Genomic DNA, 25,137 nt, shown 5'->3' with positions numbered 1-25,137 from the left:
AAATGGCCTCTCTATTCTTCATCAAATAGAGAGGCCAACATTGTAAAATTAAGCGCCTACAAGTTCTGCATCAGCCGCAGACCCAAAGAATTCATAATGAATCTGGTTTTCCGGCACACCAGCTTCTGTAAGTGCTTTAATCATATCTCGCATAAAGCTATCGGGGCCACAGATATTGTAATCTGCGGTTATATCTACACGAGGTTTAATCCATTCTGCGGTGATTCTGCCTTCATGCAGCGTTACGTTCTTGCTTGAATGGTTTGTGGGCACGGGGGAGTGGCTATAGAAAATATCAGCTTCAAGAGCATCTTTTTCAGCCAAGGCAGAGATATAATCTGTAAATGCTTCATCCTGTGCAGTGTGAACGCCGTGGATGTAGTGGATATTGCGCTTGGTGCCATCTTTCAAAAAGGCACCAAGGGTAGAAATAAAAGGTGTTTGCCCAACACCTGCGCACAGCAGAACGATTTTGCCGTTTTTTTCTGTTCCGGGGATAAAGTCTCCTGCTGGTGCAGAAACGTCCAGAACCTGCCCTTCTTGCACAGTATCATGCAGCCATTGAGAAACCACACCCCCATCTGCCCGACGCACACTAATGCGGTAATGATCTGCGCCGGGTTCGGAAGAAATACTGTAGTTACGTCGTTGTGAGCCATGCTCAGGAACATCCAGCTTAAAGCTTAAATATTGCCCGGCTTCGTGCTTCATAATGGGTTTGTTATCAACAGGTACCAACTCAAAGGATGTAATGGTATCACTTTCCCGCACTTTGCGGCGTACCGTAAAGGGCCGCCAGCCTATCCATCCACCTGGTGCTGCTGCATGGGCCTCGTAAATCTGTTCTTCACGGCCAATTAGAATTTCTGCCAGGAACCAGTAAGCTTTCCCCCATGCTTCCAGAATTTCGGGGGTGGCGGCATCACCTAATACCTGAGCAATCGCTCCCAAAAGCGCATCAGCTACGTAGGGATAGTGCTCCGGAAGAATGTTCAGTCCAACATGTTTTTCAGCAATACGTTCAACCATGCTCCCTAATGCGCCTAGGTTCTCTATATTGCGGGCATAAGCCAGCACAGCCAAGGCAAGGGCTTTGGGTTGTTCACCATCTTTTTGGTGAGACATATTGAAAAGATCCCGAATATCGGGGTTGGAGAGCAGGCGTTTATACATTTCCTGCGTAATATCCAGACCGTGTGCTTCAAGCGCGGGAACGCAGGCCTTTATGATTGAGATTGTTTTTGCATCAAGTGGTGAAGGCATGGAGAGGATTCCGTATAAAATGTATTTCAATTACACCTTATAGACCCATAAAAAGATGTCAATAATACACATCTTTTTTGCGGAGATGGCTGCATTGTGGTGCATGCAATATTTAAGTGTATGGATGCACTATATTTGGGGTATTATGTTAGATAATGGCTAATATTAAACGATTTGTGGAAAAAGACATTTTTGATTTTGCATTTCTGTAAATCTAAGACTACTTATTGCATATAACAAAATATGTTATCAGGTTATTAAGTTTGCAATGATCTGCCATACTTTGCAGAGCATGAAATATGGCAACCATAAAATATTGGGCATGCTACAAGAACCACGGTAACTCTGGAGCAATGGATATAAAGAGCAATGGCTGACCAGGACGACGTTATTTCACCCGGGATAGATCTTGGGCAAAGGATCAAGATCCTGCGTAAATCCGCTGGACTTACACAGCAGCAGGTTGCAGACGCGCTGGGGGTTTCAAGGCCAGCTATCGCTTTTTGGGAAACCGGACGGGAAGGAAGCGCCAGAAAGCATATTCCCAAACTGGCGGCACTTTTTAATGTTGACCCAGAAATTTTTCTGACAGGCTATGTGCAGGAAGATATTGAGTTGGTGATTACACCCGATGAGCATGACGTGATCCGGCTTTACCGTATGCTTGATCCATCTCGCAAAGTATCTGCTCAGAAATGGTTAGAACGGCAGGCCCGGATGGCCCGGCAGGAAGACTAAATTTATCGGGTAAATTTTTATATGTTAGGCAACTTCTTTTCAGTGTTTATAGGCAAACACCTTCATGAACACTGAAAAGAAGTTGCCTGTATAAAGTTGCTGTTCAAAGGTGCTCTAAAGCCAAAGCCGCCGCAGAAGCAACATCATGCCTTAAGGCAATAACATTGCCCTTTCCGTAAGGGTGAACCCTGTTTGTTAAAATCAGAACAAAGCTATCTGTCTGTGGGACTAACCACAGAGATGTACCCGTAAAACCGGTATGGCCAAACGATCCTATGGGAAAGTATTCTCCTCGCGGGGTAGAATAATGGGTGGCGATATCCCACCCCAAACCTCGTTGATCGGTTTTGCCCGCAGGTTGCTGCGGGGATGACATCATGACCAGTGTTTCTGCCTCAAGTGGAAAAGGAGAAGAACGCCCGGCGCGTTTGTTGAGCAGCGCAATGGCGTAGCGTGTCATGTCATCCGCGCAGGAAAATAATCCTGCATGACCTGCAACACCTCCCATCCGGCGTGTTGTGGGATCATGCACGATACCACGAAGAAGGTTCCCCTTTTCATCATACTGAGTAGGGGCAATTGTGCTGTAAAGTGTGGAAGCCGGAGTAAAAAAGGTTCTTTTTAGGCCCAGTGGTTTGAAAATATTTTGTGTTGCGTAGTCTTGTAAGGTCAGGCCAGAGAGCTTTTCTACAATCAGCCCAAGCAGGATAAAGTTGATATCACTATAAACAAACTGTTCTCCCGCAGGATGAATGGGCGTGCAGGAAAATGCCATCTGTATAGCTGTATTACGGCCTGTCCACGGCGTTGAAAGATCTAGATCTGGCGGTAAACCGGAATAGTGCGTGAGCAACTGGCGAACAGTAATTTCCTGTTTGCCTTGTCCGGAAAATTTAGGAAGATAATGGCAAACCGGCACATCTAGTTGGACTAATCCACGTTCATACAGCTGCATGATGGCCGGAGCAGTAATGAGCACTTTGGTAAGAGACGCCATATCAAACAGCGTATCCCATGTCATGGCTTCTGGATGAGGTACAAGTGCACGTTGCCCAAACACACCTTTCCAAACCACTTGGCCTTCATGGGCAATGGCAGCGACGGCTCCCGGTGTTTTACCGTTTTTGATGGCATCCTGAAAAATGCGTTCCACTTGTGCAAAGTGGTTTTGGGTATCGGAGGCCATGCTTTTCTTTGTTGAGGGATAGAATAGGCTTGCTGCTCCCATAAGCAGAATACGACGGCTAAAAGAAGAGGGCATATATTTCTGCCTTATAAGAAAACACCATGAGAAAATTCAATTGGTTCAAGACGCCACAAATCTGAAGGTGATATTCAGGCGGGTTTCTCCTGTTCTGGTATGTGTGCCAGCCCGAATGGGTTTTATGCCATGAAAGCGTAGGCGATCAGGCCCGCCCCACACCAGAACATCTCCATCCGTGAGCAAAATTTGTCGAGTAGGATCTGATCTTTTGAGCCCTCCCCACAGAAAAACAGCTTCCAAGCCAAATGAGAGAGAAACCACAGGCTGGTCCGTACAGCCTTCATCGCGGTCTTGATGAAGGCCCATGCGTGCACCAAGGCTGTAAGAATTGATAAGACAGGCATTGGGATGGAATTGTGCAAAACCAGCTTTTTGGGCAGCCTTGTGCGCCAAAGTTTGAAAAATAGCAGGCATATTTGGCCAAGGTTGGCCAGTAAAAGGGTTTACTCTGGTATAGCTGTAGCCTTGTGATGTGCTAACCCATCCAAATGTGCCGCAGCACGTCATGGCAACAGACATCTGCCCTCCGCCCGGAGTGTACATTTTTCTAAATGGTGCTTGCTGCGTAATGCGATGAACAGCCAGAATGCAGGCTTCAGCATCATGCAAAGCGAAACCGGGCAATAATACGGCTCCGGCATCCAACTGCACGGAGTTTGGCCGGGTATCTGGCAAAAGAAAATCCATTTGCACGGAACGATCGTCTTTCATGGTGAAAGCTCTGTGTGGAAAGTGTTTGCGGTGATGTGCGCTCTCTGGCACAGCATGGAAAGAGTATAGCAGCGCCTACGTTTGAAACAGAAGGAGCAGATCCCCAGCAATGTCGGTTTCTGGTCGGGATATGATGTTTATTGGCGGCATTCCGGCTGTTATCAGCTTTAATGCCGGTAGCCGTATGTTTCGTGGGGTTTTTATAGGCCTGAACGCAGAGGTAGATTTTCTGGCGCGTTCTCCCATGGATTTACAGCCCCAAGGTGAGGCGGCTTTAAGCGTGTTTTTGGAAACATGCCGCCAGCAGAATCGTTCTCCTTTACTTGCACGGCAAGTAGGACAAAAAGGTTATCTGCTTGAAGATATCTACGCAGAACTGGAAGAGCCCGCACGCCAGAAAGGGATAGATCTCTATCAGCTTGTGCGTGACCAGACATTGGAATTTCAGAAAACAGGAAATCGAAAAAAAGCTTCAACCGTTTTTCTGAATTTTTAATGGGAACAGCAGATTTTCTAAGAAAAAAGGAAGGCTTGGGATACGCCTTCCTTTTTTAACACCTGTTGTGCATCAGGCAGTTGTATTGGCTGGGATATTCTGTTTGGCGGGGGCCATCACGGATACAAGCGCAACTATGGCAATATTGATAACCAAAGAAAGAAGGCCAGTAGAAATATTGCCAGAAAATAGCCCCAGGTTAACGGGGTGAATAGGTTTTAGGCCGTCCATCCAGCAAATACCAACACCAAAAACTGTGCCTACAGCCCACCCAGTCAGCATAGCAGCAGCAGAAAAGCGCACACGAAACAGGCCCAGAATAAGCGCAGGGAATGTTTGTAGAATAAACACGCCTCCCAAAAGCTGGAAATCAATGGCAAACTGCGCGTTCAGGAACAATACGCAAATCAGTGCGCCAATTTTAACTATAAAAGCTACAATGCGGCTGGTGCGTACTGGATTTGCCTGAGGGGGAAGCAAATTGTTGGTGACCAGATTGGCCGCGCCAATTGCCATAACGGCCGCAGGCACCAATGCCCCTACGGCAATGGCTGCAAGGCAAAAACCGGCAAACCATGCAGGAAACACACTTTGGAACAGCATTGGCACAACCATGGAAGTATTGGTGGTGTTAATGCCAGCCGCATGCGCCATAAAGCCCAGCATGGCTATAAGCCCCAATACAATGGTGTATGCGGGTAAGAAAACAGCATTCTGTTTGATGGTATCTGCCGAACGAGACGCTAGAATACCCGTAAGTGTATGAGGATATAAAAATGCAGCTAAAGCAGAAGAAAGCGCAAGGGTAGCATAAGGTAAGCTTTGCCCGGTTTTAAGCACCGTATCTGTATGTGCCGCAGAGGCAAACAGGGCGCTGTAACCACCAGTGTGCAGGGGAATAACAGTTACCGCTACTAGCACGGCAATATAGATCATAATATCCTTGATAAAGGCCGTAAGTGCCGGAGCATGTAGCCCGCCCAACCATGTGTAAGCGGCTAGGGAAATAAAGGCGATAATAAGTGGTAGATCGCCCGGTAATCCTAAAGCCTGCACCACAGTACGGATACCAATAAGCTGGAGCGCAATATAAGGCATAACCGCTACCAGCCCGGTTAAGGCAATAATCACTTCCAGTGCCCGGCTGTTAAAGCGTGCCTTTACAATATCTGCCGCTGTTGCGTGCCCGCCTGCGCGTGCAATCTTCCAAAGCTTGGGCATAACAAGAAAAATAAAGGGGTAAACAATAATGGTATAAGGCAGCGCAAAAAAGCCATATGCCCCGGCTGCATACACCAGTGCAGGTACGGCAATAACCGTATAAGCGGTGTAAAAGTCTCCTCCCACCAGAAACCATGTTACCCACGGCCCAAACTCTCGCCCACCGAGTGACCATTCCTCATGGCTGTCGGTATCACGTTTGGCATGAAACAGGCCGCGTATCCATTGTATGGAACTGCCAACAACAATGGTCGCGGCAAAAAAGAAAACAAAAACGCCAAGCGCCCAAGGGTTTATGGTGCTCATGTGTTTTGCCCCTTTTTCCAGACAACCCAGATAAGAGCAGACGTTACTGGTACCCATGCGAATTGGTACCAGTAGAAAAATGGGAAACCCCACAAAACAGGATCGTGCCTGTTATACAGGGGTGTCCAAAGTAACCCTAAAAAGGGCAGGGCGAGTAGGAGGTTCAGATATTTCATTACAGAAAACCCGGTCATTTTGTTTTTTTTGTTCGTGACCGGGAGAAGGATGGCGATGAAAGTTACCGCCTGTCAATTATTCTGTATGTCTTTTTGGTTTGAGAAACCAAGTTGTGTCTTTTCCACTACAAACAGGGGTGCTGTTTGTAGTGGGGCAGAAAAAACAGCTTGATGTTTTAGCGTGTGGCGCTGTGCTTTTTATTCTGTAAAACTTGGTTTAGCTTATCGCCATATTGCCGATAGCTGCCCTCTGGCACGCAGCCCATTTCTTCCAGATCTGCCAGATCCGCTCCATGATTGATCCACAGATTCACTTCGCGTGAATCAATAGAGGCTGGGATTTCACGCTGTTCATAAACAATAGGTGCGTTTTCACCTTCCGTAGCGCCAAACAGCATAAAGCTATCGGGTTCCGGTGTTTTGCTGGAACTCAGGCTGATTTCCCCACATACAACCTGCTTTTTTTCTGCATTGGGGTGCGTAGTTATTGCGCGGAAAAAAGGGTGTGTATCCGGAAAGCGTTTTGTAAGCGTCTTGAGTGTATTTTTTACAAAAGGCGATGCCTTTTTATCGCTGCCGTCAATAACGGTTTGCGCACTTGCAGAACAGGCTAGTACCGGCGCGCCAAGGGCAGCAAGCAACAGGCCGAATGCCAGAAAGCGTTTCATGGTTTTGAGTCTTTCCTGTTCAATGAAATGTATTAAGCAATATTATACTGCAATTTCGTGTTTAAAACAGCTTTCGCCTTCCATGGCGTAATGCCGCCGCAGCTTAACCGGCCACCTTGTTGAGGGGCAGGCACACCTGTGGTGGATGGGAGCGATAAAGGGAATCCATACAGGCTTCTTACAGCCAAAAAGCCAAAGCACTCGGCTTCCAGCGCATCCCCATTCCATCCAAGAGTTTCTGCCGGAGATACTTGGCCGGGTAACCGTTGAGTAAGTGCTTCCATAATAGCGGCGTTATGTCGGCCGCCGCCACATACAAACCATGCTTGAGGCTGCTCTGGTAAAGGCGTGCGGGCAATGGTTTCCGCAGTAAAGGCAACCAGTGTGGCTGCTCCATCTGCCGGGGAGAGTACAGCAATATTTTGCAAGGCTGTATGAAAGCTTAGCCTGTCGAGAGATTTAGGGGCTGGTTTGCTAAAAAATGGATGTGCCAAGAGCTGCTTCAGAATAGGTGCAGACACCTTACCGCTGCGTGCCAAGCGTCCATCTTTATCGTAGGGGATGCCAGTATGGCGGAAAGTCCAGTCATCCAGCAGAGCATTGCCCGGGCCTGTATCACAGGCCAGAATCTCACCTTTTGAGGTCAGCAGCGTAAGATTAGCAACGCCTCCAATATTCAGGATTGCAACAGGGCGTGGCTGATCGTGCAAAAGGGCTGCATGATATAAAGGGGCTAGCGGAGCACCTTCTCCGCCTGCATGTACATCAGCGCTGCGAAAGTCATGGATAACAGGTAAATCCGTAGCAGCAGAAAGTGCAATGGCATTGCCAATCTGCCATGTGCGCCCAGGCTGGTGCAGAATGGTCTGACCATGAAAGCCAATAAGATCGGCTGGCATATCAGGTGCCATTTGGCGCAGTTTTTCAACAGCTATGGCATGCACCTTTGTCAGATCCTGTTCTGCAGACAGCAATGCAGGATCAGAAGGCGCAAGCTGAGGAGCTTCATCCAATATGCGGCGCAGGCGTGCCCGTAACTCTGCCGTATAAGGTACGGTCAGCGCTGGGCCGTGCCGAAATATACGTGTGCCATCAGTTTGTATGAGTGCTGCATCTACGCCATCAAGTGATGTGCCACTCATAAGCCCAATGGCGGTAAGGGGAGGAAGCAAAGACATAGTGTTAATGTGCCGCGTTTATATCCAGCCCGGTACGCAACTGGCCGGTTGGCACATCCCATAACAGAATCCGGTCGTGCCCCTGTTCTGTAACATGCAGGGCCAGCACGTTATCCCGCACACGTGTTACGCTTAACAGGTGTTCACCAGCAGGCAATGTAGCATGTGCCGTGGGAAGATTGGCAGATGGAGCCGCATCCGATAGCGCAACCGGCGGAAGGTTGGGCGGAGTGGGTTTACTACTCATGCGATGAATAAGTACGCCTGCCAATACGACAATGCCCACCACAATCAGCACACCCATGCCAATAACGGCCACAAGTAAGGCTTTGGGTGTTTTGTATTCCTGTGGTTCTTCCATCTTAAAGGGCCGCGCCTTCTGCAATGTGGCGTTTCATGCTTTGCACAACGGCTGCCAGACCATCAAAAATAGCCTGTCCAATCAGAAAGTGCCCAATATTGAGTTCTCGCAGTTCTGGCAGGCTGGCGATGGGGCCAACGTTTTCAAATGTCAGCCCATGGCCCGCATGTACTTCCAACCCAAGAGAGGCTGCTTGCGTGGCTGCAGCACGCAGGCGTTCCAGTTCTCCCGCTTTCCCTTCGGCATAAGCACCAGTGTGGAGTTCGACAACCTGTGCGCCTGTTTTGGCGGCAGCCTCTATTTGTGCGGGGGAGGGATCTATAAACAGTGAAACACGGATGCCTGTCTGTGCGAGTTTTTGCACCTTTGGTGTAAGTGTTTCTAGTTGCCCTGCTACGTTCAGACCACCTTCTGTGGTTAGTTCTTCACGCCGCTCGGGCACAAGGCAGCAGGCATGGGGGCGCAAGCCAAGGGCTATGCTAACCATTTCTTCTGTTGCAGCCATTTCCATATTAAGGGGAGCCGCAATTTCTGCACGCAGGCGTTCTAAATCTTTATCACGGATATGGCGTCTATCCTCACGCAGATGGGCGGTAATACCATCTGCACCAGCCTGAATAGCTAACAGGGCCGCAGCAACGGGGTCTGGATATGTGCCCCCACGTGCATTGCGAATGGTAGCCACATGATCAATGTTGACGCCAAGCCGGATAGCTGAAGTCATGCTGCGTTCCTTCTGTTGTGCGCAAGCTGTGCGGCCAACCGAATGGCAGCAACAAGGCTGCTTGGGTCTGCCTTGTTCTGGCCCGCAATGTCAAAGGCTGTTCCGTGGTCGGGCGATGTGCGGATAATGGGCAGCCCCAGCGTTACGTTTACACCTTCTGCCATATCCAGTGTTTTGAGAGGGATCAGCCCTTGATCATGATACATGCACAAAGCCACATCATAACGGCTGCGCGCTGCGGGTGTGAACATGGTATCTGGCGGCATGGGGCCTGTAATATCAAGCCCTTCCTGCTGTAAGGCTTTAATGGCTGGAATGATAATCTGTTGTTCCTCATGCCCCATCAAGCCGTTTTCCCCCGCATGAGGGTTTAATCCGGCCACGGCAATGCGCGGGGCTTTCAGGCCAAAATCGCGTTTTAGTCCAGTGGCAACTGTGCGAGCTGTTTTGATAATCAACTCTGTATTTAACTGCTCCAGCGCGTGCCGGAGGGAGACATGCACGGTAACAGGCACAACCTTGAGAGAGGGGCCAGCCAGCATCATCACTTCCTGTCCGGGCACATGGCACAGTTCTGCCAGATAGCTGGTGTGCCCCGGATGTTTGAACCCCGCGCTTTGAATAACCTCTTTGCTGATGGGGTTGGTGATAATAGCGGAGGCTTCACCATTCTGGGCTAATTCTACGGCCAGACGGATGCTTTCAATAACACTGGATGCATTCTGACGGTCTGGCTCTCCGGGAGCGGCAGGTGTTGCCAGCCGGAGGGGCAGCACGGGAATGGCGTGGGAAAAAATATCCGATCCCTGTTCCAGGTAGCGTACGGCCTGCACTGGGGCATGTTGCTCCAGAAGGGTGGGGTCTCCCACAAAAACAAAAGGGAGCTTGCTTTCGCGCAATATGCGCCATGCTTTTACAGTAATTTCAGGCGCAATACCTGCCGGGTCACCTTGTGTTAGAGCAAGCATGGGTTTCTTCCTTCAGCGCAGGAAAATACGGGTCTGTAAAGCAGAAAGGAAAACTTAGAAACGATCAGGCGTAAAGGTGCTGAGGAACTGATACAGCACATTAGGTGCAAAACCATATTCCACGGCCATAACCGCATCCGGGCTGAGAGCACGATACCATGCAGGATTAAAGTGATCAGACAGCGCAATGGAATTGGGTAGCGTATGTGCTGAATGAAGCAGGTTCATAAATGGCGTGAGGCTGTTCAGGTTCGGGTCAGCCGGTCTGTTTTGCATATAAATGTTTGGATCAAAAAACAGATGGCCCGAGCGCTTTTCCTGATCGCCAGATCGGAGGAAATGGTCATATCCATTTACAAAACCGCCAGCTTGCAGATTTTGCTCCGAAATATCGGGGTAGCGCTGAAGATAATAACGCTCGGAAAACAGGTAATGTGGAGAAAAACTTTTGTATCCCCCATTGCAGTAATGCTCAAAGCCAGAAACGCAGGTGCCGTTTGTAATGGCTTCTGCTGCCTCGGAGCAATTTACCCGGTACCATTCCTCGTTGAAATATCTGTTGGGTGAATGGCCGGAGGGCGCCCCTTCAACCTTGTACCATTGTTCAAGTTCCTGATCAGAAAAAGACAACAGAGCATCCATAATTGCGCCGTATTCTGCGCGGTACCAATTTGCATCAAAGGGGTACCATAAAGCTTCGGATGCTTTACTTGGCATAGTCTGTCATCTTTCGTTTTCAGGTATGGAAATCAAGAGGCCTGAATGCTGTTTTCAGCCTACAGCACGGCGGTTGCGCCACAATGCCGCAAAGTCAATCTGCTGCATGATAACGGGTAGGAAGCCTGCTTCCCGGCATAGAGTGGCCAGCATGTTGCGGGCAGCAGGGTAAAGAAGCCGAGGTGCTTCTATAAGAAGCAAGGTTTCAAAAGTTTCTGCTGTTGCATGTTGCAGCGTAAAGATACCTGCATAAGTCAGATTCACATCAAATAAGGGGACAACTTCTTCCCCTTCTCGTTGTGCAGGAAGGTGCCCCTGACAGCGCAAGATAAGTTCAACTTCAAAGTTTGGCTGGTTTTCACCCATTTGATGGGCACGTACATCTACAGAAACACCAAGGTGAGGGCGTTCTGTTACGCGTGAGTAAATGGCTGGTGCCCCAAGAACCTGAAATTCAACAGATTTAACATATTGGATTCCCATCATAACAGACGGCGCAGGAGATGTGTGAGATGCGCCGCCAAGTGAATCTGCAGTTTCGGTATTCATGATGGATGTCTGATCCTCAGGAGTAATGTCGCAAACAGAAATAGCTCATTATTCAGGAAAAATGAGCAAAACAATATAATCCACATCAGCCCTACCAGATTCAGACAGTTGCGGCGAGAGGAAACACAATAAACTTCTTTTCTGTTGTAGCTCTGGCAACTGTCTAAAAATGTGTGAAATATTTTATCATTAAGCTTGCGGTTGATGGTATCCAGTCGCTTGTTCTTTACGTGTGATACGGCTACGACTTGATGCCATGATCAGGCTGATAATTGTTGTCCCATTCCTGCTGGCGCTTGTGGTGTTCAGTGCCAGTAATCAGGATCCGCTCGATATGTGGTTGCTGACATATAGCTGGAAGTCTTCAGCTGGTGTGTTGGCGCTGTTGGTAGCTGCTGTTGCCTTTTTGCTGGGTGCTTTCTGTTTGTGGACGGCAGAATTCAGGCAACGCCGGCGTGCGCGCAAGGCAGAGCAACATGTAAAAGAGCTGGAAGCGCAGCTTGCGCAAGTGCAGGCCGTATCCAGCATGCCAGTGGCCCCAGCGCCCGTAGCCGTAGCGACTCCGCCTGTTTCTCCTGCAAATGGAGCAGAGCCACATGTCTGATACAGCAAGGCAAACAGGTTTGATTGTGGCGTTGGATACGCAGGACCCGGCGCAGGCCAAAGCATGGGCGCATGCGGTGCAAGGTGTTGCGGGCGTTATCAAGCTTGGTATGGAATTTGCTTATGCAGCAGGCTTTCAGGCTGTGGCAGATGTGGCCGGGCAGAGGCCTTTATTTCTGGATCTTAAGCTGCACGATATTCCCAATACTGTGGGGGCCGCTGTAAAAGCGCTTTCTCATTTGCGCCCCCGTATGCTGACACTGCATGCGGTTGGCGGTGCAGAAATGATGAAAGCTGCACGCAAGGCATGTGATGAGGCTTTTCCGGAAGGGGAGCGCCCATTACTGCTGGCTGTAACTGTGTTGACCAGTATGGATGATCAGGCCTTGGCAGAAGTAGGTGTGCCGGATGATACGCGCACGCAGGTTTTGCGCTTGGCACATCTGGCAATGAAGTCCGGGATGGATGGATTGATCTGCTCCGCTCATGAACTCAAGGCACTGCGAGAAGCTTTGGGTGACAAGCCTGTGTTGGTAACGCCAGGTATTCGGCCCGCAGGAGCAGCTAAGGGTGACCAGAAACGCGTTATGACGCCTGCGGAAGCACGCGCTGCCGGAGCAGACTGGATTGTGGTGGGAAGGCCCATAACTCAGGCCGCAGATCCAGCAGCAGCAGCAGCAGCTATTGCTGCGGAACTAGCGGCATAAATCTGCGGCATGTAGCTGGAGTAGGTTATGAGCAGCGTTCGGACAGGCGTAAAAATCTGTGGCATTACAGAAGAAGCAGGGCTGGAAGCCTGCATGAAATATGGTGCAGATTGGGTTGGCTTTGTTTTTTTTGAACGCTCTCCTCGCTATATAAATGCATTGCGGGCAAAGGCTTTAGCTGCCCGGGTTACAGGCAGCATCAAGAAAGTCGGGCTCTTTGTACGCCCTGACGATGCTGATTTGGAACGCGTGTTGGATCAGGTCGATCTAGATATATTGCAGCTTTATACAACGCCTGAACGTGCCTTGCAGATACAAGCCAAGTTTGGGCTGCCTGTTTGGTTATCCATTCCTGTTGCCACACAGGCTGACTTACCACAGCAAAGCATAGTGGAACGGCTTTTGGTTGAGCCTAAGCCCCCAGCTAATGCAACACGCCCGGGTGGTAATGCGCAGCGCTTGAACTGGGATATGCTGCATGGTTGGAAGCCTGCTTATTTGTGGATGTTGGCTGGGGGGCTAAATTCCGAAAATGTAGGACAAGCTGTTGCAACAACCGGAGCACCCGCGGTGGATGTTTCATCTGGGGTTGAAAGTGCGTCTGGCATTAAGAATCCGGATGCAATTGCGCGTTTTATCCATAATGCGCGCGCTTCAGCCGTTGGTTGAGATAAAAACTTTATTTTTTCCGCTTTAGGTCTTGCCTGTTCCGAAAATTTTGCTATTACCTCTCTCGCGTCGGAGAGATGGCCGAGTGGCTTAAGGCGCACGCTTGGAAAGCGTGTGTACGTTAATAGCGTACCGAGGGTTCGAATCCCTCTCTCTCCGCCATAACGTAATCTTCCCCTAAAAATAGTCAGTTCAATTGAGCTGTAGAGTTACAGTGTTTTGTGATGTTGTTTCGTATTACAAGATACATACAATATTTTCCGATGCCCTAATGCTGAGGCGCACGGCATTTGTTTCCAGCTTATTGTCTGCTGAAGGACCACATGGCCTTCCATGCCATGTTCAATGCCCATTGTTAGATGCTAGAAAACTCGGGAGCATCGGGCAGGAACTGTTCGTTGATAATGGGAGCGCGCAAGGGAGTCGTCTAAATAAGGCCTTTTCGCTTCCGGTTTAATTTAGTAAGCGCATATGAAATTCTAATTAGAGATTTCTGTAATTATGCGCAAAAATGGCCATCCCGAACAATCTGTTGGTAATCCTCGTAAGCAGAATACTGGCCAGATATTGGATGCCGCAGAAAAAGTTTTTGCAATTCATGGTTTAAGCGGCACACGCATAGATGACATAGCCAAAGCATGTGAGCTGCCAAAGGCAAATGTCCTGTATTATTTCAAAACAAAAGAGACACTTTATCAGGCAACTTTAGAACGGTTTTTAGAAAATTGGCTGGGAGATGCCAATATTCATCTTTCAGCAGATATGAAGCCGCAAGAAGGTTTGCAGAGCTACATTCAGGCTAAAATGTTATTTTCGCGTCAGCGTCCAGAAGCTTCTCGCCTTTTTATGCATGAGCTTTTAGCTGGTGGGGAGCAGATCCAATCTTTCCTACGAGAAACACTTAAGCCTCATGTGGAGGATTTGGCGGTCATATTTGCTACATGGCATGAGAAGGGACTTATCAAGAAGATAGATCCCTTTCATTTCATGTTCATGCTTTGGGCGATGACTCAGTCTTATGCAGATATGCAGGTGCAATTTGCAGCAGTTTTAGGACAAAAACACCTTACAAAACGCGATTTTGAAACGGGCACAGAAACGATTACGCAGTTGGTTGCTTCAATCTGTATTGATACGAAAGAAGAGAGCTGAGTAATATTTGTGCAAGCATGCCAATAACAAAACCAAAAAAGCATGAAAAATTTCGCATACTTGCCAAGCTGGGTAAGAAAATAAAAAGAACGCCGCATCCAGTGCCAATAAGAAGCGAAAGCAAAGAAATAAGATTAAAGCCAGATTTATACCAGTAAACGTTGCTTTGATCTGATGAATACAAGGCATCAGTAATGATAATTTGTTTTTTTATAATATAGTAATCACTTAAAATAATGCCGATAAGAGGTGTAATGAATGTTCCTAAAACATCAAGTGTTAGGTGAATAAGTTCTGGCCGTGCGTATAAATTCCATGGTGTAAACAAAATAGCGCCTACCGCAGCAATAAGTCCCCCCTTGCGCCAGGAAAGGTGGTGAGGTGCCATATTAGAAAAATCAAAAGCTGCAGATACAAAGTTGGCTGAAATATTGATACCGATTGTGGCTGCCACAATGGTTATGACACCAACAATAGCTGTTCCGAGGCTTGTGGTTTTTACGGCCGTTTCTACAGGATCAAAAATCATATGCCCGAATACGGGAAGTGTAAGTGTTATAGTAACGAGTGTAAGAAGTGAGAAGGCAAGAAAATTAAAAGGTAATCCCCAAAAGTTTCCACGATGTATAGAGTGCAGGCTGGTACCGTAGCGTGAAAAATCTCCAAAATTCAAAATAATAGGAGCAAAAAAAGCGAGTATTAAGGACATAGCATTCATAATGCCGGAAGTATGCGCAAGAAGGCTGATGGGTTCATGAGGGGTGAAAAATTGGAAAGAAAGGTGCCAGCCTGTTTTAGAAAGGAGCCACATATCTAGTAGGACCATCAGGCCATAAATAACGGGGCCTGCCCAATCTATAAAATGGCGTATAGCGTCCATTCCATTCCAGAACACAAGGGTTTGTAAGCTCCATACTGTAAGAAAGGCAAACCATCCCACATAGGATAATCCTAGCAAACCATGTTGTGTGCTATCAGCCCATGGTTCCAGAATAGGCCAGATTTTTAGAACGAGAATAACCAAGGCGTTCGATGCTAACCATGTTTGGATGCCATACCATCCAACGGCTATAATTCCACGTATGAGCGCTGGAATAATGGCACCATACACGCCAAAGGTCATACGTGCGATAACAGGGAAGGGAGCACCTGTTTTAAAGCTGGGTGCGGCCATAAGGTTGCAGGCTAATTGTACGAGTAGGATAGCAAAAAGTAGGGCTGCAAATACATCGTATAGTGGAAGGCCTAAAGTGAATAAACTTCCAACGGTGATGTATCCTGCTACACTATGAATGTCTGACATCCATAAAAACAGATAATCTTTCCATTGCCATGTGCGTGTAGCAGATGGTGCTAAGTCTTCGTTTATTAAACGATTATCATGTGTTGCATGATGTGTTCCACCCATAATGCTTTCCTACATTACGATTCGAATCCGAAATATATTATTGACCAATTAGTCAGAATAACAATACGATTTCGATACAAAATATCATTTGCCCTTTAACGATTGGAAAACAGAAAGGCAGCCCTCTCATGCTTCATGTTAAAGGCGGAACACTTGTTACGGCAGAAGGCAGTATGCGGGCGGACATCCTGTGTGGCCCGGATGGAAAAATTGCTCATGTAGCAAACACGATAGAAACACCAACAGGCTGCGATGTTGTGGATGCCGCGGGGTTATTGGTAATGCCGGGAGGTATAGACCCGCATACCCATATGGAAATGCCTTTTATGGGCACAATAGCAAGTGATGATTTTTATACTGGAACAGCTGCAGGCTTAGCTGGTGGAACAACAAGTATTATTGATTTTGTTATTCCTGATTCCAGAACATCCTTGCTGGATGCATGGAAGGCGTGGCGACAAAAAGCGCAGAAATCTGCAGCAGATTATGGATTCCATGTTGCGATCACACATTGGAATGATCAAATTTACCACGATATGAAAACTCTTGTAGAGCAATGCGGGGTGAATTCATTCAAACATTTCATGGCCTATAAAAATGCATTGATGGTGGAAGATGAGGCCTTTTTGCATTCAATGCGGCGTGCAGCAGAATTAGGTGCAATTTGCACGGTGCATGCTGAAAATGGGGACGCGGTTGCTTATTTGCAGCAAGATTTATTGTCTGAAGGGCGCATAGGGCCGGAAGCGCACCCGGTATCACGGCCTCCTGCAGTAGAGGGTGAGGCTGCGTATCGGGCCATTACTTTGGCTGGGTTGCTTGGGGTGCCTATCTATATAGTGCATGTTTCAACGCAAGAAGGTGTGAAAGCTATTTCAGAAGCACGATTGCGCGGGCAAGAAGTATACGGAGAAGTGTTGCCCCAGCATTTGGTGTTTGATGAAAGCGTTTATGAGGGTTCTGATTGGTTGAAAGCGGCACAGTATGTCATGAGTCCTCCCTTTAGGCCCCAACATCATCAGGCTGCCTTATGGGGAGGGATGATGTCTGGGCAGTTACAAACTACAGCGACAGATCATTGCTGTTTTTGTGCACCTCAAAAAGAGATGGGCAAAAGGGATTTTACCCGCATCCCGAACGGTACGCCTGGGATTGAGGATAGGATGAGTATTTTATGGCATTATGGAGTGAAAACAGGAAAATTAACGCCTCAACAGTTTGTGGCTTTAACATCTACAAATACTGCGCAAATTTTTAATATATATCCGCAAAAAGGTAGTTTATCGGTAGGAGCAGATGCCGATATCGTACTATGGGATCCCGATGCAGAACGGACAATTTCTGCAAAAACACATCACCAAAATGTTGATTATAATATTTATGAAGGAATGACGGTAACAGGCATTGCCCAAAAAACAATTAGCAAAGGCTGCCTTGTCTGGAATGAAGGGGATTTACGTGCAATGCGTGGGGCGGGCCAGTATATTGCACGCCAGCCAAAAAGCAGAAACGTTCGCAAACCGCTTTAAGCAGAAGGTAGGTTTGCAGAATTCATAGAGTCTTCGTTAAAAGCAAAAGGTAAACAAGCATAGCGTTTACCTTTTGTAATAGGCCGTACCGCATGTAAAAGCGCACTGGAAAAAATAAGTGCTCCTCCAGCAGGAGGACGAAAACCTTGATCAGAAAATTCAGGAAAGGTTAGTTCACCACCTTCAAAAGTATTATTTAGATTAATGGAAATTGCAAAAAGTCTATGTTTGGCTCCATCTACTGTATTGTCTCTGTGTGGAGCAAAGTGCCCGTTATGTGCGGCATCATAACAACTTACAATCATACGATCCATGCCAGTTACAGTGCATTGAAAAGCTTTACGAATTTCAGGAACAACACGCCTAATAATACGAGCTTGTAAACCTCTGATTAAGTTTTGATTTTGTATTTTACAATCATAACGACGTTTAAACAGCGGATCTAATTTTTCTATAGTTAATCCGTTTGCATTTTTTGTAAGCACACCAGATGGAAGCGGTGCATTGTGATGATAGTAATGTATAAGGGCATGACAAAAATCTTCTTCAAGAACATCATTTAATAAAAGTGCTGGAATAGGGGTGTTTTGAGAAGATGGGTTATTTTTTAAGTAATTTTTAATAATTTCATATGTAATGGAATTGTGTGGAAGAACTTCTTTTATTCTTAACATCGGGTCTGTTATGACGCATGTAATATCATCAACATTAATACCAAAAATATTATGCACAGTGCAATCTAAGTCATAAATATAGTAAAAATTATCGCTCTTTATATTTTTATCCTGCAAGGATGTTGTAACAACAAAAATTTCTATAGGAACGGATATTTTTAATTCTAGTATCTTCTGTAGTGCATCTATAATTTTGTGTGTAACAAGTGTTTGGGCGGCGGGAACGAACATAAGAATATTATATTTTCCTGCGGCCATATCAAAGCTGTAATACCCCCAATTTGTAGAGCACTTTTGGGTAAAAATAGGGGCGGGATCTCCGGGAAGAATCATAGGATAATCCTTATTACATCAAACAGTTTTTAAGAACTTACTAGATATAAGAGCGAAGTTTCAATCATAATTCAGTTTCCTAATAAGCATGATGCACGAAAGACACAGGTCTGCAAAACTTAACCAAGCATTCAGATTTATATTGCGAATCCGAAACGTTAAAACATAACGTTTCTGTGTCCCTGCTATTTGTCCTGTTTGTCAGAGCTGAGAAAAAACATGCCCCATCCTCGTTTTTCAGTTGTTCATTTTCTCTTAGCTGGAACTATCTGTAGTTCAATTGCGTTGGAAAGTGCTGCGTTTGGCCAATCCGTGTCACATCCTGCAAAAACAGTAAGGGCACAGCCTAAAAATACCAGTAAGAAAATAACATCACCTAAAAAACTAGGTGCGGTTGAAGCTAAAGGTAGTCCTGAAGAAGTTCACGTAGGTGGACATGCATTATCTGCCCAGGGAGTGACACGTCGTGCCCCTGGTGGAGGATTGATGCGCCTAGAGACCAGAGCAGGAACTATTCAGTCTGTTACGCGAGATTTCATTGCCAAACAGCCACCATCAGCTAATCCTGTTCAGGTTTTGGCCCTAACTCCCAGTGCGTTTGTTACACTGACAGAACCCTATGGTATTGCTGGTGGCAACCTCATGTTGCGTGGTTTGCCGGGTGACCACGTAGGCTGGATTTATAACGGAGCTCCTGTAAATGATGTGGGAGATGGTGGCTTTTACGCAAACCAGACATCCGATGGTGATAATCTGAAATCAGTTTCTTTGATGCCAGGTTCAGTCGATATTGATACTCCGAGCATCTCTGCCGCAGCGGGGAGCGCATATGCAGAACTTATAGACCCTTCTCATAGAAGGGGAGGTTTTGTAGATTTTTCCTACGGCTCTTACAATATGCACCGTGAATTTATCCGCCTTGAAAGTGGAGACATAGGAAACAGTGGTGTAAGAGCATTTGCTTCCTTTTCTAACACCGAGGCAGATAACTGGCGTGGTCCAGGAAAGTTCACGCGTAAGCATGTAGATTTCAAAATGATCAAGGAGTTTACGCCAGAAAGCCGTTGGACTATCAACGCTAGCTATAACACCAATGTGCTACAGCTTGATGAAAATCCTACAAAAGAACAGTTTGATGAATATGGGAAAAATTATGATTACGATTCCCATTACCATCAGAATAACAAAACAAATTATTATAAATATGGCCTAGATGCTTTTCAAAATTTGATCGCTTCAGCACCTTTGTCTGTTAAATTGGCAGAAGGTTTGCGCTTTGATGATACGCCATACCTTTGGTGGGGGTCTGGAACCATCGGTGGGGTAAGCACAGTTGAGGATGGTAAAACGTATTCAGGAACGCAACCTGTTGATGTAGATGTGGCAAACGGTACAAATGTTTATACACCACTGTATTTCAGTTACCATCGTACGGGTAATAATGCCAAAATGACATGGACAAAAGGCATTAATACCTTAACCTTTGGGTGGTGGTATGAATGGTCTCGTACAAATCAATCCACCCCTGTGTCCTACATCAATCAGGCAGACGGTGGACCTGCAAATATCTACGGAGATTATGGCCCACATATCTATCGTACATCTGATGGAAATCGCTGGTACCTCAATGACCACAATACGTTTACTCAGGTAAACATGTTGTATTTGGGTGACCGGGTGAAGTTGCTACATGATAAGCTAGAATTACAAGCGGGTATAAGGTTGGCCATGGTCAACCGTAAGGTAGATAGCTATGTGCCGAATATTCAGCAACATCGTGGGCAGAATGTTTTTGAACCATTGCCGCAGTTTAGTGCCAGTTACAAATTTAATGATCATCATCAAATATATGTTCGCGGCGCCACAAACTTTAAAATGCCCAATAATAACACCATGTTTGAGTTGTATAATATTGATGGCAGCATGTCTACGGCACCATCTGGTAATGTAAAACCGGAATATGCCATTAATGAAGAAATAGGTTATCGATATCATGATGATCTTCTCATCGGTGAAATTTCTTTCTTTAACTACAATTTTACCAATAGGCAGATGGGAGTTCTGAGCTATTTTGGTAGTGCTCCAATGTCTACAACAATGAACGTAGGCAACCAGACATCCCGTGGTGTAGATATCCAAATTGGAACACGACCTATTTTTGGCCACTTCCGACCCTATATGAGTTTTGAGTATCTTGATGCAACAATGGATTCCAACATCCAGTACCTCAATGATTACCTACGCACAAAAGGCAAGCGTCCGGTAGGTACCCCACACGAAATGGGAGCTTTGGGTGTAGATTGGGATAACGGGCATATTTTTGCTAACCTAAATCTTAAATATATTGGTTCTCAGTATTCTACCTTGATGAATGATGAAAAACTGCATCCGTATATTATGGATACAGTTACTCTTGGTTATAGATTTTCCAATAAATGGTATCTGCGATCCCCCCAAATTCAGCTGAACTTTCAAAATCTTGCGGGCTCGTTATATCGGAACGGAGTGTATTCTATGTCTCCATTTGCCCATGCAACAACAGGTGTCTACGGCACGCAATTCGCATCAGGAACAGCACCAACTTATACATTATCACCTGGGTTTGCGGTTTCGTTTTCAGTATCAACGGGTTTCTAAAATTTATACTGATTTTTTAAATTAAAAGCTGACTAAATGGTCAGAAAAATGTTGCGGGAACGAACCTAAATAACCTACCATTCTGGTATCGGGGTTTAACGGGAAATCTTCTGATGCGTGTCTTGGATATAAAGAATAGTCGCTTAACAGAGGAGCAGCTCCAGAAAAATTTTTCGGATGCTCATCCTCCTCTTACTCATGAACAGGCTTTGGTAGAGGCAGAACGTTGTTTTTACTGTTATGATGCGCCTTGCACAGAGGCCTGCCCAACAAGCATTGATATTCCAGAATTTATACGCGCTATTGCCACAGATAATATGCAAGGTTCAGCACATACTATCCTAAAATCCAATATTTTAGGTGGATCATGCGCACGTGTTTGCCCAACTGAAATTCTGTGTGAACAGAAGTGTGTTCATAATATTCGGGAAGAAGGAAAGCCAATCCGTATCGGTGCCTTGCAACGGCATGCTACGGATTGGCAAATGGAGCATGGTGGCCAGCCATTTGTCCGTAAACCTTTAACTGGCCGTAAAATTGCGATTATAGGGGCAGGACCGGCTGGGCTTGCATGTGCACATCGCTTGGCACTGCACGGCCATGATGTTGTGATTTTTGATAAGCATGATCTGCCGGGCGGTTTGAATGAATATGGTGTGGCTGCCTATAAGCTTGCAGATGATTTTGCACAGAAAGAAGTAAGTTTTCTATTTGATATTGGTGGTATCTCGTTTGTAGGTGGTAAAATATTAGGAGTAGATTTTATCCTTGGTGATCTACAGCGAGACTACGACGCAGTTTTTCTTTCTCTAGGTTTAGCTGGGGCACGCCAGTTGGAAATGGAAGGAGAGACGCTGGAAGGTATTCAGGATGCTGTTTCCTTCATTAAAACATTACGATCTAATAATAAAAAGAATGTTCCAGTAGGTCGGCGTGTTGTTGTGATTGGGGGAGGGAATACAGCGGTAGATGCGGCTGTACAAGCTCGTAGGTTGGGTGCAGAGGAAGTTACACTTGTTTACCGCCGTGGTGCAGAAAACATGTCTGCCACTGTTGTGGAGCGAGAATGGGCGCAAACCAACGGGGTAACCGTACGCTTGTGGGCTGCGCCAATCCAGATTGTTCAAGAAGATGGTGTGTTGGCGGGAGTTGAATTTGCCAAGGGTCACAGCAATTCAGATGGGAAAGTTATATATAGCGCAGATGATACATTTTTTATTCCTGCGGATATGCTGCTGAAGGCAGTTGGGCAGGTTTTCCATCGCGATCCCGTTAGCGCTGAAGATATTGAAATCCACAATGGACGTATCGTTGTGGACGCGCATTATCGCACCAGTATGCGGGGTATTTATGCTGGGGGAGATTGCACACCAGGCGAAGACTTAACGGTTGCTGCGGTGCGGGATGGCCGAGATGCGGCAGAAGCTATCAATATAGCTCTACAAAAAGATGTATGAGCAGGAGAGACTTCAATGGCTAATTTAAAAACATGCTTTGCCGGAATTAAGTCTCCTAATCCGTTTTGGCTGGCATCTGCACCTCCAACCGATAAGGAATATAACGTTCGCCGCGCTTTTGAGGCCGGATGGGGCGGGGTTGTATGGAAAACATTGGGGGAAGATCCTCCGGTGGTCAATGTAAGCTCCCGCTACGGATCTCTTGATTACAATGGTGCAAGAATGATTGGCTTGAATAATATCGAGCTTATTTCTGATCGTCCATTGGCCGTAAATATTGCAGAAATTAAATCTGTTAAAAGGGATTATCCGGATCGTGCTGTTGTTGTCAGCTTGATGGTGCCTTGCCAAGAGGAAAAATGGAAAGCTATTCTTCCTATTGTTGAAGAAACGGGTGCTGATGGTATTGAATTGAATTTTGGTTGTCCGCACGGCATGTCAGAGCGCAATATGGGTGCAGCTGTCGGGCAGGTTCCCGAATATGTTGAAATGGTAACGCGCTGGTGTAAACAAAATACACGTATGCCTGTTATTGTTAAACTTACGCCTAATATAACAAATATTCTTATGCCGGCTCATGCAGCAAAACGTGGTGGAGCTGATGGTGTTTCTCTTATTAACACGATCCAGTCTGTTATTGGTGTAGATTTGGATGCCATGGCCCCCATGCCTGTTGTAGGCGGGAAAGGTACACATGGTGGTTATTGTGGGCCAGCAGTTAAGCCTATAGCATTGCGCATGATTGGTGAAATTGCTCGAGATCCTGAAATGGCTGGCATGCCTATTTCTGGTATTGGTGGTATTGGAACATGGCGTGATGCAGCAGAATTTTTGGCAATGGGATCAACCACTCTGCAGGTTTGCACTGCCGCCATGCATTACGGTTTTCGTATTGTAGAGGATATGATAGATGGTTTGTCTGCATGGATGGATCAGAAGGGATATGTTGATATTCCTTCAGTAAGTGGCCAGGCTATTCAAAAATTTGTTCCATGGAACACGCTTAATCTTAAATTCAAAACAATCGCCAATATTGATCAGGATGCTTGTGTGCGTTGTGGCTTGTGCCATATTGCTTGTGAGGACACATCACATCAGGCAATTTCTAAAGCCCGTGTAAATGGTGAGCGCCATTACGAGGTTATTGAAGAAGAATGCGTAGGGTGCAATCTGTGTGCGCATGTTTGTCCGATTGATGGGTGCATTACCATGGAACCTCAACCTGAAGAAGGTGAACTGACATGGAACGAACATCCTAATAACCCAATGAAAATTTCTGCATAATTAAAATATATCGTCAGATATTAAGGAGAAAATCTGTGTCTGATTTGGTAAAAAATAGCAATCTGCACATTGATGGCACTGCCCTTTGGGCGGATCTGATGGAAACGGCAAAGTTCGGAGGAACAGAAAAGGGCGGTGTGCGCCGTTTAACCTTAACCAAGGAAGACAAACTGGTGCGTGACTGGTTTGTGCACACCTGTCAGAGCTTGGGGTGTGAAGTTTCTTATGATTCCATGGGTAATCTTTTTGCGCGGCGCCCTGGGCAGGATAATGATTTACCTCCTATCACTATGGGAAGCCATTTAGATACACAGCCTACAGGTGGAAAATTTGATGGTATTTTGGGTGTATTAGGTGGCTTGGCTGTTTTGCGTACGCTTCATCAGTCTGGATATGTTACACGACATCCTATTGAGTTGATTAACTGGACAAATGAAGAAGGATCTCGCTTTTCACCTCCTATGATGTGCTCTGGTGTTTTTGCGGGTATCTTTACAGAAGCCGAAGTTCTGGAAAAAAGAGATCGGTCAGGTATCCGTTTTGGTGATGAACTTGAGACCATCGGATATCGGGGGGAAGAGGTTTGCGGGCAACATCCTATTTCTGCTTATTTTGAATTACATATTGAACAAGGGCCTATTTTAGAATCAGAAGACAAAACAATAGGCATTGTAACGGGTATTCAGGGAGCCCGTTGGTATGAGGTAACCGTGCATGGTAAGGATGCTCATGCAGGTTCAACACCAATGATATTAAGGCAAGATGCATTGGTTGCAGCCGCTGGTATGATTGAGGCTGTAAGTAAAGTTGCAAAAGCACACGGGCCCAGCGCGGTAGGAACCGTAGGACTTATTGAAAATAGACCCAATAGTAGTAACGTGGTCCCCAGTGAAGTCTTTTTCACGGTAGATATTAGAGACCCAGATGATGCGGTTGTTCTGCGTATGGAGCAAGAGCTTAAAGAATTGATGGAAAAAATTGCAGCAGATAATAACGTAACAGTTGATATCGTGCAGATATGGGATGCTCCGGCAGTTCACTTTGATCCGTCCTGTATTGATATGGTGGACCAGGCAACGCAGGAAAAGGGTTATACCGCACGTCGTATCGTGTCCGGGCCTGGCCATGATGCAGGTTATTTGGCTCATGTTGCGCCAACGGCAATGATTTTTGTGCCTTGCAAAGATGGGCTTAGCCACAATGAGGAGGAAAGTATTTTGGAAGAGGATGCAGAAAAAGGAGCCAATGTTCTTCTTGGCGCAATTTTAAAGGCTGATGTTGCACTGAATTCTAAGTAGCAGACAAATTATTTTAATAATTCATGAGGATGCAGGAATACACTCT

At 46.3% G+C, this 25,137-nt stretch carries 25 protein-coding genes and 1 tRNA gene; 12 read left to right on the top strand and 14 right to left on the bottom strand.

The features are described from left to right. Positions 1 to 48: 48 nt before the first annotated feature. Positions 49 to 1,263 carry an NO-inducible flavohemoprotein gene (gene hmpA, locus ACP7IZ_RS08505; RefSeq protein WP_426848734.1) on the bottom strand — a complete coding sequence of 405 codons (1,215 nt, stop codon included), beginning with the start codon at positions 1,261 to 1,263 and terminating at the stop codon, positions 49 to 51. Positions 1,264 to 1,632: 369 nt separating this feature from the next. On the opposite strand from hmpA, the gene ACP7IZ_RS08500 reads away from it, so the two are divergent. Further along, the gene (locus ACP7IZ_RS08500; RefSeq protein ID WP_003626381.1) at positions 1,633 to 2,001 is read left to right on the top strand and encodes a helix-turn-helix domain-containing protein; all 369 of its coding nucleotides are present in this window, start codon (positions 1,633 to 1,635) and stop codon (positions 1,999 to 2,001) included. 103 nt (positions 2,002 to 2,104) lie between these two features. Here the strand turns inward: ACP7IZ_RS08500 and ACP7IZ_RS08495 are convergent, their stop codons facing one another. After that, the gene (locus ACP7IZ_RS08495) at positions 2,105 to 3,262 is read right to left on the bottom strand and encodes a serine hydrolase domain-containing protein (protein WP_426848732.1); all 1,158 of its coding nucleotides are present in this window, start codon (positions 3,260 to 3,262) and stop codon (positions 2,105 to 2,107) included. Between the two features lie 45 nt (positions 3,263 to 3,307). Further along, positions 3,308 to 3,976: a DNA oxidative demethylase AlkB gene (gene alkB, locus ACP7IZ_RS08490; RefSeq protein WP_426848730.1), complete on the bottom strand. Its 669-nt coding sequence runs from the start codon at positions 3,974 to 3,976 to the stop codon at positions 3,308 to 3,310. A 109-nt stretch (positions 3,977 to 4,085) separates the two neighbouring features. On the opposite strand from alkB, the gene ACP7IZ_RS08485 reads away from it, so the two are divergent. Further along, positions 4,086 to 4,472, top strand: coding sequence for a hypothetical protein (locus ACP7IZ_RS08485; protein WP_063354537.1), 387 nt, complete (start codon positions 4,086 to 4,088; stop codon positions 4,470 to 4,472). 72 nt (positions 4,473 to 4,544) lie between these two features. Here ACP7IZ_RS08485 and ACP7IZ_RS08480 read toward each other — a convergent pair whose 3' ends face one another. The 9 genes from ACP7IZ_RS08480 to ACP7IZ_RS08440 form a co-directional block, all read right to left on the bottom strand. Further along, entirely contained in the window at positions 4,545 to 5,999 is a 1,455-nt protein-coding gene (locus tag ACP7IZ_RS08480; RefSeq protein ID WP_426848728.1) for a sodium:solute symporter family protein, read from the bottom strand. Further along, positions 5,996 to 6,193, bottom strand: coding sequence for a DUF3311 domain-containing protein (locus tag ACP7IZ_RS08475; protein WP_426848726.1), 198 nt, complete (start codon positions 6,191 to 6,193; stop codon positions 5,996 to 5,998). The genes ACP7IZ_RS08480 and ACP7IZ_RS08475 overlap by 4 nt, the downstream gene beginning before the upstream one ends. A gap of 158 nt (positions 6,194 to 6,351) precedes the next feature. Then, positions 6,352 to 6,843: a hypothetical protein gene (locus tag ACP7IZ_RS08470; RefSeq protein WP_426848724.1), complete on the bottom strand. Its 492-nt coding sequence runs from the start codon at positions 6,841 to 6,843 to the stop codon at positions 6,352 to 6,354. Between the two features lie 32 nt (positions 6,844 to 6,875). Next, positions 6,876 to 8,021: an anhydro-N-acetylmuramic acid kinase gene (locus tag ACP7IZ_RS08465; RefSeq protein WP_426848722.1), complete on the bottom strand. Its 1,146-nt coding sequence runs from the start codon at positions 8,019 to 8,021 to the stop codon at positions 6,876 to 6,878. 4 nt (positions 8,022 to 8,025) lie between these two features. Next, positions 8,026 to 8,382, bottom strand: coding sequence for a DUF6476 family protein (locus ACP7IZ_RS08460; RefSeq protein ID WP_426848721.1), 357 nt, complete (start codon positions 8,380 to 8,382; stop codon positions 8,026 to 8,028). Between the two features lies 1 nt (position 8,383). Further along, positions 8,384 to 9,106 carry a pyridoxine 5'-phosphate synthase gene (locus ACP7IZ_RS08455; RefSeq protein WP_426848720.1) on the bottom strand — a complete coding sequence of 241 codons (723 nt, stop codon included), beginning with the start codon at positions 9,104 to 9,106 and terminating at the stop codon, positions 8,384 to 8,386. Then, a complete protein-coding gene (pdxA, locus tag ACP7IZ_RS08450) occupies positions 9,103 to 10,074 on the bottom strand; it encodes a 4-hydroxythreonine-4-phosphate dehydrogenase PdxA (protein WP_426848719.1) in 972 nt (323 codons plus the stop codon). Before pdxA ends, ACP7IZ_RS08455 begins: the two co-directional genes overlap by 4 nt. A gap of 54 nt (positions 10,075 to 10,128) precedes the next feature. After that, positions 10,129 to 10,791, bottom strand: a complete 663-nt coding sequence (locus ACP7IZ_RS08445; RefSeq protein ID WP_426848718.1) for a glycosyl transferase — start codon at positions 10,789 to 10,791, stop codon at positions 10,129 to 10,131. 54 nt (positions 10,792 to 10,845) lie between these two features. Next, positions 10,846 to 11,340 (bottom strand): protein-export chaperone SecB, encoded by a 495-nt coding sequence (locus ACP7IZ_RS08440; RefSeq protein WP_006115915.1) that lies wholly within the window; start codon positions 11,338 to 11,340, stop codon positions 10,846 to 10,848. A 256-nt stretch (positions 11,341 to 11,596) separates the two neighbouring features. On the opposite strand from ACP7IZ_RS08440, the gene ACP7IZ_RS08435 reads away from it, so the two are divergent. From ACP7IZ_RS08435 to ACP7IZ_RS08415, 5 genes are all read left to right on the top strand, one after another. Next, positions 11,597 to 11,944, top strand: a complete 348-nt coding sequence (locus ACP7IZ_RS08435) for a lipopolysaccharide assembly protein LapA domain-containing protein (protein WP_426848717.1) — start codon at positions 11,597 to 11,599, stop codon at positions 11,942 to 11,944. Next, on the top strand, positions 11,937 to 12,650 hold the full coding sequence (gene pyrF / locus ACP7IZ_RS08430; protein WP_426848716.1) for an orotidine-5'-phosphate decarboxylase: 714 nt from the start codon (positions 11,937 to 11,939) through the stop codon (positions 12,648 to 12,650). Before ACP7IZ_RS08435 ends, pyrF begins: the two co-directional genes overlap by 8 nt. A 27-nt stretch (positions 12,651 to 12,677) precedes the next feature. Next, entirely contained in the window at positions 12,678 to 13,319 is a 642-nt protein-coding gene (locus tag ACP7IZ_RS08425) for a phosphoribosylanthranilate isomerase (protein ID WP_426848715.1), read from the top strand. 71 nt (positions 13,320 to 13,390) lie between these two features. Further along, positions 13,391 to 13,481: transfer RNA gene (locus tag ACP7IZ_RS08420), tRNA-Ser, on the top strand. Between the two features lie 336 nt (positions 13,482 to 13,817). After that, positions 13,818 to 14,471, top strand: a complete 654-nt coding sequence (locus tag ACP7IZ_RS08415; protein WP_426848759.1) for a TetR/AcrR family transcriptional regulator — start codon at positions 13,818 to 13,820, stop codon at positions 14,469 to 14,471. On the opposite strand, the gene ACP7IZ_RS08410 is transcribed toward ACP7IZ_RS08415, so the two are convergent. Then, positions 14,422 to 15,879: an NCS1 family nucleobase:cation symporter-1 gene (locus ACP7IZ_RS08410; protein WP_426848714.1), complete on the bottom strand. Its 1,458-nt coding sequence runs from the start codon at positions 15,877 to 15,879 to the stop codon at positions 14,422 to 14,424. The genes ACP7IZ_RS08415 and ACP7IZ_RS08410 overlap by 50 nt on opposite strands. A 128-nt stretch (positions 15,880 to 16,007) precedes the next feature. Between ACP7IZ_RS08410 and hydA the strand changes: the two genes are divergently transcribed. Then, a complete protein-coding gene (gene hydA / locus ACP7IZ_RS08405; protein ID WP_426848713.1) occupies positions 16,008 to 17,408 on the top strand; it encodes a dihydropyrimidinase in 1,401 nt (466 codons plus the stop codon). Here the strand turns inward: hydA and ACP7IZ_RS08400 are convergent. Then, the gene (locus ACP7IZ_RS08400; RefSeq protein ID WP_426848712.1) at positions 17,405 to 18,415 is read right to left on the bottom strand and encodes a 2OG-Fe(II) oxygenase; all 1,011 of its coding nucleotides are present in this window, start codon (positions 18,413 to 18,415) and stop codon (positions 17,405 to 17,407) included. The two genes, hydA and ACP7IZ_RS08400, sit on opposite strands and share 4 nt — an antisense overlap. A gap of 219 nt (positions 18,416 to 18,634) precedes the next feature. On the opposite strand from ACP7IZ_RS08400, the gene ACP7IZ_RS08395 reads away from it, so the two are divergent. From ACP7IZ_RS08395 to ACP7IZ_RS08380, 4 genes are all read left to right on the top strand, one after another. Continuing rightward, entirely contained in the window at positions 18,635 to 21,052 is a 2,418-nt protein-coding gene (locus ACP7IZ_RS08395; protein WP_426848711.1) for a TonB-dependent receptor, read from the top strand. Between the two features lie 113 nt (positions 21,053 to 21,165). Beyond that, positions 21,166 to 22,509 carry an NAD(P)-dependent oxidoreductase gene (locus ACP7IZ_RS08390; RefSeq protein WP_426848710.1) on the top strand — a complete coding sequence of 448 codons (1,344 nt, stop codon included), beginning with the start codon at positions 21,166 to 21,168 and terminating at the stop codon, positions 22,507 to 22,509. A 15-nt stretch (positions 22,510 to 22,524) separates the two neighbouring features. Then, entirely contained in the window at positions 22,525 to 23,793 is a 1,269-nt protein-coding gene (preA, locus tag ACP7IZ_RS08385) for an NAD-dependent dihydropyrimidine dehydrogenase subunit PreA (protein ID WP_426848709.1), read from the top strand. Positions 23,794 to 23,828: 35 nt separating this feature from the next. Next, positions 23,829 to 25,091, top strand: coding sequence for a M20 family metallo-hydrolase (locus ACP7IZ_RS08380; protein WP_426848708.1), 1,263 nt, complete (start codon positions 23,829 to 23,831; stop codon positions 25,089 to 25,091). The last annotated feature ends 46 nt before the right edge of the window (positions 25,092 to 25,137 follow it).

This window comes from Acetobacter sp. AAB5 (assembly GCF_050106715.1).
Taxonomy (GTDB): Bacteria; Pseudomonadota; Alphaproteobacteria; order Acetobacterales; family Acetobacteraceae; genus Acetobacter; species Acetobacter oryzifermentans.
Note: the sequence above shows the minus strand (reverse complement) of the source record. Positions and strands in the feature narration are given on the sequence as shown.